A 12,629-nucleotide genomic window follows, 5' to 3' on the forward strand; every position below is an offset into this window, starting at 1 on the left:
CGATTGTGGTTCCATAGTTAGCGCACATTGCCCGAAACGGTGCCATATGCTCCATTCCCGCCCACCGGTCCCCTGCCGGATTCTCGCTTTTCTGCCGCGCAATATGCTGGAGCCTTCATGAGTTCGTCGCAGCCCGTCGCCGCCCCAAACTCGGCCTCCCGCAATCGGCTCCTTCTGGTGGTTTACACCGCGGCGATCTTCACCAGCGCGCTGCTGTTGTTCTCGGTGCAGCCCCTGTTCACCAAGATGGTGCTTCCGCGGCTCGGCGGGTCGCCGGCGGTGTGGTCGGTGGCGATGGTGTTCTTCCAGTCGCTGCTGCTCGGCGGCTACGCCTATGCCCATTACCTGATGCAATTGCGAAGCCGGCTGGTGCCGATCGTCGTTCATCTCGTACTGCTGATCGTTGCGCTGCTGACGCTACCGCTGTCCATCGCATCGGACTGGGGCACGCCGCCGGAGAGTGGCTATGCGTTCTGGCTGCTCGGCCTGTTCGGGGTGTCCATCGGTCTGCCGTTCTTCGCGCTCGCTGCGAACAATCCGCTGCTGCAGGCCTGGTTCGTGCGCACGGGCCATCCCAATGGCCACGATCCGTATTTTCTCTATGCGTCGTCGAATATCGGGAGCTTTCTCGCGCTGCTGACCTATCCGGTGCTGCTGGAGCCGATGTTTTCGCTGCGCACGCAGAACCTGATCTGGACGTCCGGCTATGGCCTACTGATCCTGCTGATCGCCGGCTGCGGCGTGTTGCTGCTGAAGTCGCCGCCGGTTGCCGTCGCTGCACCGGGGGCTGATGCCATCGACGCGCCGGCGCCGAGCTGGGCGCTGCGTGCACGCTGGATCTTCCTCGCGGCTGTCCCATCCGGCCTGTTGATCGCGGTCACCGCGCATATCTCGACGGACGTCGCTGCGGCGCCGCTGCTCTGGGTGCTGCCGCTGTCGCTCTATCTGCTGACCTGGGTGCTGGTGTTCCAGTCGCGTCCGCTGCTGCCGCACTCATGGGTCCTGATGTTGCAGCCTCTCGCGATTGCCGGCGTGGTTGTCCTGCTCGCAGTTGGCGGCGAACAGAATCTGCTGCTGACCCTCGGTGGTCATCTGTTGTGCTTCTTCATTATTGCCATGGCGTGCCATGGTGAATTGGCCCGGCAGCGTCCGGCTGCTCGGTATCTCACGGGCTACTACGTCGCACTCTCATTCGGCGGCATGGTGGGTGGTCTGTTTGCTGGCCTGATCGCGCCATTCACATTTTCATGGATCGCGGAATACCCGATCCTGATCGCATTTGCCGTGCTGTGCAGGCCGTCTTTGCCGGAGCGGTATTCCGGCTGGGCGCGCTGGTACTGGATCGCACTGGTCATCGCCGCCGTGGTGTTGATTGCACCGAGCTATACGACTGGCAAGCTGTTTACATGGATCGAAGCCCAGCGCGTCTATGTCGTCAGCACCGTCGCTGTCGTCGGCATGATCGTTGCGATCCTGCTAAGGGCCGATCGGCTCAAGCTCCTGGCGATCACTGTCCTCGCTCTGGCGCTGATCCGTTTCTACCCGGCGGACGATGGTCGGGTCGAAACCGTGCGTAGTTTCTTCGGCGTGCACAAGATCGTGGTGACGCCGAACAACCAGTATCACGTGCTGATGCATGGCACGACGATCCATGGTGCCGAGAAATATCTCAATGACGATGGCACGCCGGTGACCGGACGACCGGAGCCGATCTCCTATTATTACAAGGACGGCGGCATCGGGCAGGCGATCACTGCGGTGCGTGCGCGCAAGGGTGCGCCACTGCGCGTGGCGGTGATCGGGCTAGGTTCGGGGTCGCTGACCTGCGCGTCGGCGCCCGGCGAGGATTGGAAGTTTTTCGAGATCGACCAGTCGATGGTCGATACCGCCAGGGATCCGAAATATTTCAGCTACATCCAGAAGTGCGAGCCGGACGTCAAGCCGGTGATCGGCGATGCGCGACTGACCTTCGCGAAGGAGCCTGACGGCGTCTACGACCTCATCATCGTTGATGCCTATTCGTCGGACGCGATCCCGATCCATCTGGCGACCGAGGAGGCGATGGAGATTTACAAGGAGAAGCTCGCCCCGCAAGGCGCCGTCGTCATGCATGTGTCGAATCGGCATCTTGAACTCGCCAGCGTCGTGGTCGGCATCGCCGATGCCAATGACATGAAGAGCTGGGTGTATTCGGAGGATTCCGGCCGCGACAACGAATATATCTTCTCGACCAACGTGGTCATCTCGGCCCATGACGCCGCCGATGTCGGCTCCATCGCGACGTCATCGCAATGGGCCCTGACCGAGGCGAACGACGATCAGCGAGTCTGGACCGACGACTATTCCAACGTGCTCGGCGCCGTGTGGCGCCGGCTACGGGACGGGGATAACTGAAGCGTTTTCAAGCGAAGTGGATGCCGGTTCACGTCAGGAAAACGCGTCACACATCTTCGCTCAGTTGTCCCCGAAGAAGCCGCGCGGCTGATACGGCCGCGGTGCGTAGGCCTGCGGCGGGTATTGCCGGCTGTAATAGCCGCGATTGGCGTAATACTGCTGGGTCTCGGCTTCCGTCATGCGGCGATAGCCGGGAGGGGCCGGATAACGCTGACCGTCATTGCCATCGGCCGGATAGATGTAACGATCGTCATCCGCCGGCTGTACCTGACGTGCGACGCGGCGGTTCGGTGCCACGGCCTGCGGCGTGAGATCCATGGGATTGCCGGCGGCGTCATACGACGGTGAAGCAGGAGCGATATCGCGGCGGGCGACGGCAGACGGCTTCGCCGGGCGCGGGTTGCGGGCGAGGGCGACCTGCGAGGAGCCCGTCAGCGTGACGGTGGTGTTGAGCACCCCGTCGGCCTTGACCATGGCGAACAAGGTCGCGGCATTCTCGCGCGACAGCCGGACGCAGCCGTGAGAGGCCGGCGTGCCCAGGCGGTTCACGGAATCGGTGCCGTGGATGGCGTGGCCCTTCTTGGTGAAGAAGATGGCATGGGGCATTGGCGCATCGTCGAATTCCTTGGAGAAGTGATCCTCCTCCATGCGGAATGTCTGGAAGCTGCCATTCGGGGTCTCGTAGGACGGAATGCCTGACGAGACCGGCCAGCGATATTTCTCGACGCCGTCTTGGACGACGGTCAGCTGCTGGGCATCCTTGTCGACGGTAATGGCGATCTTGGCCTGCGCAGTGCTGGTAGCGGCGAAAACGGCGAGACCCGCAAGGGTCATATAAAACGAACGCATCTTACCTTGGCCTCCGGGCCGTAACCTGTTGTACCGCCTACCGTCCCGCCTCCAATATGCATATGGGGCGACCCGGGTGCCAGTGACAGTTTCGTGCATCCTTAATGTTGGGCTAGGCGGCACCAAGGCGGCGACCGGGCCGAAAGAGGGCTCGGCCCGACCCGAGGATGCGCGATAGGAAGCTTCTCAGGAAGGCAGATGGAACCGGTTCCTAGGTCGCGCGTTGCCCTCCCACAATCGCAAGCGGCGAATTCTCGTCGCTCAGAGGGAAGCTCCAGATGACCGTTAAGACCGCTGTGTTGCCGATCAGTTCATCGATGAAGACCCGCCTGGCGTTCGCCGCGGGCGTGCTGGCTCTGGTCGCCATGCCGCATTTTGCGCAGGCGCAGGGCGTATTCCGGGGTGGTGAGCAGGGGGCCAACCAAGGTTACCGTGACGGCAATCGCGCCGCGGGACCGGTCGGCGGTGTGGTCGGTGGCGCAGTTGGCCTTGGCGTCGGCGCGGCCGTGGGCGGCGTCAAGGGCGTGCTCGGTATTCCCGAGGGTCGACGGACACAGTGCCGCGGCTATTACAACCGCCATGGCAAATTCCGCTGCTATCGCTAAGCGGATATTGATTTGAAATGAAAATGGCCCGGTTCAAACCGGGCCATTTTTGTTATCAGCGATTTCAGTTTTTCAGTTTGTAACCGGTCTTGAAAATCCACCAGACGACCAACATGCAAATCACCAGGAACATGCAGGTGACGCCGATGCTCCAGCCGACGCTGACGTCGGAGATCTCGTAGAAGCTCCAGCGGAAGCCGCTGATCAGATACACGACCGGATTGAGCAGCGTGACGGTCCGCCAACCCGACGGCAGCATGCTGACGGAGTAGAAGCTACCGCCCAGGAAGGTCAGTGGCGTCACCACCAGCAGCGGGATCGCCTGCAGTTTCTCGAAACCGTCAGCCCAGATGCCGATGATGAAGCCGAACAGGCTGAACGTCACTGCCGTCAGCACCAGGAAGGTCAGCATCCACCACGGATGCAGGATGTGCAGCGGCACGAACAGTCCGGCGGTGGCCAGAATGATCAGGCCCAGCAGGATCGACTTGGTCGCGGCGGCGCCGACATAGCCAAGCACAACTTCCACATAGGACACCGGCGCCGACAGCAATTCATAGATCGTACCGGTGAATTTGGGGAAATAGATGCCGAACGAGGCGTTGGAAATGCTCTGCGTGAGTACCGACAGCATCACCAGACCGGGCACGATGAAGGTGCCGTAGCTGACGCCCTCGATGGAGGTGATGCGCGAGCCGATCGCTGCGCCGAACACCACGAAATACAGCGAGGTGGAAATCACCGGCGAAACGATGCTCTGCAGCACGGTGCGCCAGGTGCGCGCCATTTCGAACAGATAGATGGCGCGGACAGCTCTGAAGTTCATGTTACTTCCTCACCAGGCTGACGAAGATGTCTTCGAGCGAGCTCTGCGTGGTGTCGAGATCGGAGAAGCGGATGCCGGATTCGCGGAGATCGCCGAGCAGGCTGGTGATCCCGGTACGTTCGCTCTTGGTGTCATAGCTGTAGATCAACTGGTGGCCGTCCGCTGCCAGTTCGAGGTTGTAGTGAACCAGGCTGGCTGGAATCTCCGTGACCTTGCCTTGCAGATACAGCTTGAGCTGCTTCTTGCCGAGCTGCTCCATCAGCTTGGTCTTTTCCTCGATCAGGATGATCTCGCCTTTGTTGATGACGCCGATGCGGTCGGCCATCTCTTCGGCTTCTTCGATGTAATGCGTGGTGAGGATCACCGTGACGCCTGCGGCGCGCAGTGTTCGCACGACTTCCCACATGCCCTTGCGCAATTCGACATCGACGCCGGCGGTGGGCTCGTCGAGGAACAGGATTTGCGGCTCGTGCGACAGCGCCTTGGCGATCATCACGCGGCGCTTCATGCCGCCGGACAGCGTGATGATCTTGTTATCCTTCTTGTCCCACAGCGAGAGGTCTTTCAGGATTTTCTCGATCAGCGCCGGGTTCTTCGGTTTGCCGAACAGGCCGCGGCTGAAACTGACCGTGGCCCAAACCGATTCGAAGGCGTCGGTGTGCAGTTCCTGCGGCACCAGCCCGATCAGCGACCGCGCGGCGCGATAGTCCCGGGCGATGTCGTGACCATCGACCATGACCTTGCCGGAGGTGGCATTGGCGATGCCACAGATGATGCTGATCATCGTCGTCTTGCCAGCGCCGTTCGGCCCCAGCAGCGCGAAGATCTCGCCGCGGTTAATATCGAGGTCGATACCCTTCAGGGCCGTAAAGCCCGAGGCATAGCTCTTGGTCAGATTGGAGACGGAAATGATGGGTGACATCGGCGATATGATCGTTCGAAAAGGGGAAGGCAGAGGACCGGGCGGTCATACCGGGACGCACGAACGGCGCAGCCGAAACGGCTTTGTCGGGCGCGGGGTGCGTACATAGGAATGAAGATGCGCCGGCGCAATCGCGGAACAGGCGATTTTAGGGCTATTCTGCGGCTTCGTAGTCGATCTCGACAATCGTGCCACCGTCGGCCGCATCGGCAAATGCAGGGTCGCTGGTCAATTGCTCGATGGTGCGCGGCGTCGGAAGGCCGCTCGAGCCGTCCGGATTGCGCCAGTCTCCGGCCGCGTATTCGAGCGTTTCCTCGGCTTCCTCGATGGCTTCATCGAGGGTGTCGCCGGCGGTCACGATGCCGGGCAGATCGGGAAAGGAGACGTTGAAGGTGCCGCTGGCATCCTTCTGAATGAGCGCAATATAGACCGGCATTGTCAGACACGTTCCACGAAACTGTCGACGACCTTCTTCTCCCCCGCCTTCTCGAAGACGATGGTGAGCTTGTTGCCGTCGATCTTGGTCACATTGCCGTAGCCGAACTTCTGGTGGAAGACGCGATCCTGCAGCGTGAAGTCGGACTCCGTGCCGGTGGACTTCGCGATCAACTCGCCCTCGATAGTCATCGGCCGCTTGTTTCGCGATGAAGAAGAGCCGCCGAAAGGCGACTGGCCTTCGCTGAAGCCGCTGCCGCCCTGTCCGCCGCGCGAGCGGTTGGCCTGCGCGCGCTGCCAGCCCGGTGTCGAATAGCTCGATCCGAACGATTCCACGTTGTCGAAGCGTGATGCGCCGTAGCCGCCTGCGCCGCCCCAGCCCGAACCGCCCTTTGATTCCGTGATCTCGACATTGGCCGCCGGCAATTCATCGAGGAAACGCGACGGCATCGTCGTGTTCCAGGTGCCGTGAATGCGCCGGTTGGTGGCGAAATAGAGTTTGGCGCGGCGGCGCGCGCGGGTGATGCCGACATGGGCGAGGCGGCGTTCTTCCTCGAGCCCGGCGCGGCCCTGATCGTCGAGTGCCCGCTGATGCGGGAACAGGCCTTCTTCCCAGCCCGGTAGAAAGACGTTGTCGAATTCGAGGCCCTTGGCGGAATGCAGCGTCATCACCGACACGGCATCCTCGTCTGCACCGCCCTCGCGGTCCATCACCAGCGAGATGTGTTCGAGGAAACCCTGCAGGTTCTCGAACTCCTCCATCGAGCGCACGAGTTCCTTGAGGTTTTCAAGGCGGCCAGCGGCGTCGGCGGAGCGATCCTTCTGCCACATATCGGTGTAGCCACTCTCGTCGAGCACGACTTCGGCGAGTTCGGTATGCGGCATCACTTCGCTTTGCTCGCGCCAGCGTTCGAAGCTCATCATCAGGTCGCGCAGGCTGCCGCGCGCCTTCGGCTTCATCTCGTCAGTCTCGACAACCTGACGTGCAGCCTCCGACAGCGGAATGCGACGCCGGCGGGCATGATCGTGCAGCATCTGCACCGTGGCATCGCCGAGGCCGCGCTTGGGCACATTGACGATGCGCTCGAAGGCGAGATCGTCGGCCGGCGAATTGATCACGCGCAGATAGGCCAGTGCGTCGCGGATTTCGGCACGCTCATAGAAGCGTGGACCGCCAATCACGCGATAGGGCAGGCCGAGCGTGACGAAGCGGTCTTCAAACTCGCGCATCTGGAACGAGGCGCGGACGAGGATGGCGATGTCGTTGAGCTTGTTACCCTCGCGCTGCAACTGCTCGATTTCTTCGCCGATGGCGCGGGCTTCTTCCTCGGAATCCCACGAGCCGGTGACGGTGACCTTCTCGCCATCGACATCTTCGGTACGCAGCGTCTTGCCGAGACGTCCCTCGTTGTGCGCGATCAGATGCGAGGCCGCGGCAAGGATATGGCCGGTCGAACGATAGTTGCGCTCCAGCCGCACGACCTTGGCGCCGGGAAAATCATGTTCGAAGCGCAGGATGTTGTCGACCTCGGCGCCGCGCCAGCCATAGATCGACTGGTCGTCGTCGCCGACGCAACAGATGTTTTTGAGCGGCACGGCCGGTTTGCTGTCTGCCGATGGCGCGTCCGCTTCCGGCAGCAAGCGCTGACCGGGCGCCTGCGACAGCAGCCGCAGCCACAGATACTGCGCGACGTTGGTGTCCTGATATTCGTCGACGAGAATATATTTGAAGCGCTGCTGATACTGCTTCAGCACGTCCGGATGTTCGCGGAACAGCCTGATACATTCCAGCAGGAGATCGCCGAAATCCGCGGCGTTGAGTGTCTTCAACCGATCCTGATAGGCGGCGTAGAGCTTGCCGCCCTTGCCATTGCCGAACACGGCGGCTTCGCCTGACGGCACCTGCGATGGCGTCAGTCCGCGGTTCTTCCAGCCGTCGATCAGGTTGGCCAGCATCCGCGCCGGCCAGCGCTTGTCGTCGATATTGTCAGCCTGCAGGAGCTGCTTCAGCAGTCTGATCTGGTCATCGGTGTCGAGCACCGTGAAGTTGGATTTCAGCTGCACCAGTTCGGCATGGGTGCGCAGGATGCGGCCACCGATCGAGTGGAAGGTGCCGAGCCACGGCATGCCTTCAACCGCTTGGCCGAGCATGATGCCGAGCCGGTGCTTCATCTCGCGCGCGGCCTTGTTGGTGAAGGTCACCGACAGGATTTCGGCGGGCCGCGCACGGCCCATGCTGAGGATGTGGGCGATCCGCGAGGTCAGAACCTTGGTCTTGCCGGTGCCGGCACCCGCGAGCACGAGGACAGGGCCGTCGAGCGTCTCGACGGCGTCGCGCTGCTCCGGATTGAGCCCGCTCAGATACTGTGCCGCTGGCGCCGCAGCAGCGCGCGCACGCGCACCAATGCCGCCCGCCACAGGTTGGTAGGCAGGGAGATCGTTGGTGGGCATTTTGCGTGCGTCATTCATGCGAATCGTATTCCGCCCACGTTGGCACCGTGGGGCCTTAAAGGGGAGCCTTCTTAGCAGGATAGGAGGGCATATAGGAGCGAGAGGCTTCTGGCGACAGACTTATCCCCGCATGCGGCTCATCTGACGCCCGTTGGCACGCAGGAGCGCTCTCGTTTCAGTGATGTTGGCTGGTACGTGGGTCGGGAACTTTCGTTTTCGCTCCGGCTTGTTTCAGCATCAAGCGCGACGGCGAATGCCGCGTCAAAAGCCAAAAACTGAGGTTTGTGCCATGTTCAGCTGGGTTGTTACCTTCCTCGTTATCGCTCTTATTGCCGGCGTTCTCGGCTTCGGCGGTATCGCCGGCGCCTCCATCGAAATCGCCAAGGCGATCTTCTTCATCGCCCTCGTCCTGTTCCTGATTTCGGCCGTTGTGGGCCTCGTCCGCGGCCGCACGCGCGTCTGACGGTTATTTCTTCGAGGGCATCCCGATCGATCGGCCGATGCCCTCGGGGCGATCTACGGATCGGTGCGCATTGGCCAGCGCCTGCACGCGGGCGCTGATATCAGGCGGAAACGGCGCAACCTTCCGGGCCGTCATGTCCATGTGGAGCGTCATGTTTTCCGACGTCGCCGACAGCCATCCCTCGGTGGCGTGGCGCAACTCCTTGAAGGTGTGAATGCGCTTGTCGTCCGCAGCGACAACCAGGATCGACACCTGCGCGGGATCACCGAGATGGATTTCCCTGACATAGCGAACATGGCATTCGGCCGTGAAGGTCGAGTTGTTGCGCGCCCTCATATATTCGGGACCGATCCCGATCTTGAGCCAAAGGTCGTCGATCGCCCGGTCGAACAGCACGTTGTAATAGGCCATGTTGAGATGGCCATTATAGTCGATCCATTGCGGTTCGATCTGCATGACATGCGCCCGGAAAGGGACGGGTTGCAGCAGATCGTCGGTTGGCTCAGTCATCGGTAATTCCTGTCCCGCTCTCACGTCTCTTGACCCGTTATACAACCTTTGCCACGGTCCCGCCGCGTCGGAGGGACTACTGTGGCTAGCATTGCGAACAATTTGAAACGACCGGAGCCGAAGGCCTTGGCCACGACGCTTGAAGCGCTGACGGCGCGTTTTGGCAATCGACTGGTGACGTCGCAGGCGGTTCGCGAGCAGCATGGCCATACCACGACATGGCTTGCCAACCAGCCGCCGGATGGCGTCGTGTTCGCGCAGGAGACCGCGGATATCCAGGACGTGGTCCGGATTTGTGCAGCGAACAAAGTTCCGGTGATCGCATTCGGCACCGGCACGTCGCTGGAAGGTCAGGTCAATGCGCCGGCAGGCGGCATTTGCATCGACATGCGCGACATGAACCAGATTCTGGAAGTGCACAGCGAAGACCTCGACTGCGTGATTCAGCCCGGCGTTACGCGCAAGGCGCTCAACGAAAATCTGCGCGATCAAGGCCTGTTCTTCCCGATCGATCCCGGTGCCGATGCGTCGCTTGGCGGCATGGCGTCGACGCGCGCCTCCGGCACTAACGCGGTGCGTTACGGGACGATGCGCGACAACGTGCTCGCGCTCAAGGTCGTGCGCGCCGATGGTGAGATCATCAAGACGGGCACCCGCGCGAAGAAATCTTCGGCCGGCTATGACCTGACGCATCTGTTTGTCGGCGCCGAGGGCACGCTGGGCATCATCAGCGAGCTGACCATCAAGCTGCGTGGCATTCCTGAAACCATGGCTGCCGCGTCATGTTCGTTCGCCACGGTGGCAGGTGCCTGTCAGGCGACGATTCTCGCGATTCAGACCGGCATTCCCGTTGCTCGGATCGAGCTGCTGAACGAGGCGCAGGTTCGTGCCTGTAATTCCTATTCCAAGCTGACGCTGCCGGAAACGCCGCTGCTGCTGCTGGAATTCCATGGCAGCGAGGCCGAAGTGGCCGAGCAGTCGCGAAATTTTCACGAGATCGCACTGGAATGCGGCGGTGGCGATTTCTCGTGGACGACGAAGCCGGAAGATCGCACCAAGCTCTGGCAGGCCCGTCACGATGCCTACTGGTCGGTGAAGAGCATGCGGCCGGGTTCCGACGTCGCGGCCACCGACGTCTGTGTGCCGATTTCCAAACTCGCGGAATGTGTCGCTGCGACGGAAGAGGATCTTGCGCGGCTCGGCCTGTTGGCGCCCATCGTCGGTCACGTCGGCGATGGCAACTTTCATTGCTCGATGGTCTGCGATCGCAACGATGCCAATGAGGTCGCCCGCGCGGAGGACTTCATGCACCGCCTCGCTCAACGGGCGCAGGCGATGGGGGGCACCTGCACGGGCGAACATGGCATCGGGCAAGGTAAGCAAAAGTATATGCAGGCCGAACTGGGCAATGAGGCGCTCGACGCCATGCGGGCGCTCAAGAAGGCGCTCGATCCCGACAATATCTTCAATCCCGGGAAAATCCTGCCGCAGGCGTGACGCCAGATCGCCGCATCCGGTCAGGCCGAATGCGGACGGGAAAATTAGGCAGCAGCGGCAATGCTTAACTATTCTTAAAAAGTTTAAAGTTGTAGATATAATTATATACCAGCATGGATTGCGCTTTTCGGTTACGGAAGGTGCAATCAAAAAGCTTTGACGCAGAATGCGTCCAATAAAAAAGGCATCATCCGATGCGGCTACCGTTTTTCTATGGTTGGGTCATCGTCGCCGTCACGTTCGTTTCCATGGCCATCGGGGTCAATGCGCGGACATCGTTCTCGCTGTTCTTCCCGCCAATTCTCCAGGAATTCGGCTGGGACCGTGGCGTCACCGCCGGTGCCTTTTCATTCGGCTTCCTGATTTCCGCGATCATGAGCCCGCTGATGGGCAGGCTGATGGATCGCGGCGGCCCGCGAGCCGTCATGGAACTTGGCACCGTGCTGATGGCTGCTGGCCTGTTGCTGGCGCCGCTGACGACGCAGCCGTGGCATCTCTACCTGACCATCGGCGTTCTGGTCGGCGCAGGCAGCGTCTGCCTCGGCTATTCCGGACAATCGCTGTTTCTGCCGAACTGGTTCAGCCGCAAGCGCGGCCTCGCGGTCGGCCTCGCATTCGCCGGCGTCGGCATCGGTTCCGTAACGGTGCTGCCCTGGGTGCAGGTGATGATCGAGCAGACCGGCTGGCGCACCGCCTGCACCGCCGTGGGGCTCCTGGTGCTGGTTGTACTGGTGCCGATCAACCTGCTGCTGCGCAAACGCCCGCAGGATATGGGGCTGCTGCCGGATGGCGATCCGGCACCGACGTCGTCGACGAAGCATATATCCAATGTGGTCGATCCGGTCTGGGCCAGTATCGACTGGACGCTGGCGCGCGCCGTGCGCACGACGCGGTTCTGGTGGCTCGCACTCGGCCTGTTCGGCGGGCTGTATGCCTGGTACGCGGTTCAGGTCCATCAAACCAAGTATCTGCTCGACATCGGCTTCACGCCGGGTGTCGCCGCCTGGGCGCTCGGTATGGTCAGTCTGTTCGGTGTGCCCGGCCAGATATTTCTCGGTCATCTGTCCGATCGCATCGGCCGCGAATGGATCTGGACCGTCAGCGGTGTCGGTTTCGCAATCTGCTTTGCCTCCCTGATTGCGCTGGAGTCCGTGCCGAGTCTGGCGCTCGTCTATGTCATGGTGATCTCGCAGGGCCTGCTGGGCTATGGCGTGACGTCCATCATGGGCGCCGTGGTTTCCGAGATTTTCCAGGGCGAGCATTTTGGCAGCATTTTCGGCACGCTCATGCTGGCCGCGCTGGCCGGCGGCGCCGCGGGCCCCTTGGTGACAGGTGTCCTGCACGACCACTTTGGTACCTATACGCCTGCATTTGCCCTTGGAATCGCAGTCAGCTTCCTCGCGACCTTCGCGGTCTGGATGGCGTCGCCGGGCAAGGTAAGGGCGGTGGCCGGACGTTTGCACCGCGCCCATGGCGCCGCAAAACCGCTGGAGCAGGGTGCTTCGACTTGATCGAAGCCGGGCGATTTGCCGCAAGCGGATGGCGAGGGATGGCTGATCTGGCCATGTATTGCGTGCTGTGACTTCGCCACAGTTGGTTCTATAAATAGATGCGTTCCCGCGTATTTCTGCGTGGCCCTGCAACGTCTGTAAGGCGTATTGCCCAGTGACGTGCTGC

The 12,629-nt window shown here is 61.6% G+C and carries 11 protein-coding genes; 5 read left to right on the top strand and 6 right to left on the bottom strand.

Annotated elements, in window-relative coordinates; translation table 11 throughout:
• The first annotated feature begins 117 nt into the window (after window positions 1–117).
• On the top strand, window positions 118–2,394 hold the full coding sequence (locus tag AB7783_RS02825; protein WP_441276760.1) for a fused MFS/spermidine synthase: 2,277 nt from the start codon (window positions 118–120) through the stop codon (window positions 2,392–2,394).
• A 60-nt stretch (window positions 2,395–2,454) separates the two neighbouring features.
• Here AB7783_RS02825 and AB7783_RS02830 read toward each other — a convergent pair whose 3' ends face one another.
• Window positions 2,455–3,243 carry a L,D-transpeptidase gene (locus AB7783_RS02830; protein WP_441276761.1) on the bottom strand — a complete coding sequence of 263 codons (789 nt, stop codon included), beginning with the start codon at window positions 3,241–3,243 and terminating at the stop codon, window positions 2,455–2,457.
• Window positions 3,244–3,521: 278 nt separating this feature from the next.
• Between AB7783_RS02830 and AB7783_RS02835 the strand changes: the two genes are divergently transcribed.
• Complete coding sequence (locus tag AB7783_RS02835; RefSeq protein WP_089268246.1) at window positions 3,522–3,848, top strand: hypothetical protein; 327 nt, start codon at window positions 3,522–3,524, stop codon at window positions 3,846–3,848.
• 64 nt (window positions 3,849–3,912) lie between these two features.
• Here AB7783_RS02835 and AB7783_RS02840 read toward each other — a convergent pair whose 3' ends face one another.
• The 4 genes from AB7783_RS02840 to AB7783_RS02855 form a co-directional block, all read right to left on the bottom strand.
• On the bottom strand, window positions 3,913–4,674 hold the full coding sequence (locus tag AB7783_RS02840) for an ABC transporter permease (RefSeq protein WP_093760486.1): 762 nt from the start codon (window positions 4,672–4,674) through the stop codon (window positions 3,913–3,915).
• A gap of 1 nt (window position 4,675) precedes the next feature.
• Window positions 4,676–5,596 (bottom strand): ABC transporter ATP-binding protein, encoded by a 921-nt coding sequence (locus AB7783_RS02845; protein ID WP_441276762.1) that lies wholly within the window; start codon window positions 5,594–5,596, stop codon window positions 4,676–4,678.
• Between the two features lie 154 nt (window positions 5,597–5,750).
• The gene (locus AB7783_RS02850) at window positions 5,751–6,032 is read right to left on the bottom strand and encodes a type II toxin-antitoxin system HicB family antitoxin (protein WP_089268248.1); all 282 of its coding nucleotides are present in this window, start codon (window positions 6,030–6,032) and stop codon (window positions 5,751–5,753) included.
• A gap of 2 nt (window positions 6,033–6,034) precedes the next feature.
• The gene (locus tag AB7783_RS02855) at window positions 6,035–8,500 is read right to left on the bottom strand and encodes an ATP-dependent helicase (RefSeq protein WP_441276763.1); all 2,466 of its coding nucleotides are present in this window, start codon (window positions 8,498–8,500) and stop codon (window positions 6,035–6,037) included.
• Window positions 8,501–8,771: 271 nt separating this feature from the next.
• On the opposite strand from AB7783_RS02855, the gene AB7783_RS02860 reads away from it, so the two are divergent.
• Window positions 8,772–8,945, top strand: coding sequence for a DUF1328 domain-containing protein (locus AB7783_RS02860; protein ID WP_092151113.1), 174 nt, complete (start codon window positions 8,772–8,774; stop codon window positions 8,943–8,945).
• A 3-nt stretch (window positions 8,946–8,948) separates the two neighbouring features.
• Here the strand turns inward: AB7783_RS02860 and AB7783_RS02865 are convergent, their stop codons facing one another.
• Window positions 8,949–9,455, bottom strand: a complete 507-nt coding sequence (locus AB7783_RS02865; RefSeq protein ID WP_092151116.1) for a thioesterase family protein — start codon at window positions 9,453–9,455, stop codon at window positions 8,949–8,951.
• An 81-nt stretch (window positions 9,456–9,536) separates the two neighbouring features.
• Between AB7783_RS02865 and AB7783_RS02870 the strand changes: the two genes are divergently transcribed.
• Window positions 9,537–10,952, top strand: coding sequence for an FAD-binding oxidoreductase (locus tag AB7783_RS02870; protein ID WP_441276764.1), 1,416 nt, complete (start codon window positions 9,537–9,539; stop codon window positions 10,950–10,952).
• A gap of 194 nt (window positions 10,953–11,146) precedes the next feature.
• Window positions 11,147–12,463 carry an MFS transporter gene (locus AB7783_RS02875; protein WP_439057702.1) on the top strand — a complete coding sequence of 439 codons (1,317 nt, stop codon included), beginning with the start codon at window positions 11,147–11,149 and terminating at the stop codon, window positions 12,461–12,463.
• Window positions 12,464–12,629: the final 166 nt, after the last annotated feature.

Source organism: Tardiphaga sp. 172_B4_N1_3 (assembly GCF_052076035.1).
GTDB classification, from domain to species: Bacteria; Pseudomonadota; Alphaproteobacteria; order Rhizobiales; family Xanthobacteraceae; genus Tardiphaga; species Tardiphaga robiniae.

Coding starts and splice junctions, on each gene's coding strand:
- AB7783_RS02825 (WP_441276760.1), top strand. CDS start 118: ATGAGTTCGTCGCAGCCCGTCGCCGCCCCAAACTCGGCCTCCCGCAAT.
- AB7783_RS02830 (WP_441276761.1), bottom strand. CDS start 3,243: ATGCGTTCGTTTTATATGACCCTTGCGGGTCTCGCCGTTTTCGCCGCT.
- AB7783_RS02835 (WP_089268246.1), top strand. CDS start 3,522: ATGACCGTTAAGACCGCTGTGTTGCCGATCAGTTCATCGATGAAGACC.
- AB7783_RS02840 (WP_093760486.1), bottom strand. CDS start 4,674: ATGAACTTCAGAGCTGTCCGCGCCATCTATCTGTTCGAAATGGCGCGC.
- AB7783_RS02845 (WP_441276762.1), bottom strand. CDS start 5,596: ATGTCACCCATCATTTCCGTCTCCAATCTGACCAAGAGCTATGCCTCG.
- AB7783_RS02850 (WP_089268248.1), bottom strand. CDS start 6,032: ATGCCGGTCTATATTGCGCTCATTCAGAAGGATGCCAGCGGCACCTTC.
- AB7783_RS02855 (WP_441276763.1), bottom strand. CDS start 8,500: ATGAATGACGCACGCAAAATGCCCACCAACGATCTCCCTGCCTACCAA.
- AB7783_RS02860 (WP_092151113.1), top strand. CDS start 8,772: ATGTTCAGCTGGGTTGTTACCTTCCTCGTTATCGCTCTTATTGCCGGC.
- AB7783_RS02865 (WP_092151116.1), bottom strand. CDS start 9,455: ATGACTGAGCCAACCGACGATCTGCTGCAACCCGTCCCTTTCCGGGCG.
- AB7783_RS02875 (WP_439057702.1), top strand. CDS start 11,147: ATGCGGCTACCGTTTTTCTATGGTTGGGTCATCGTCGCCGTCACGTTC.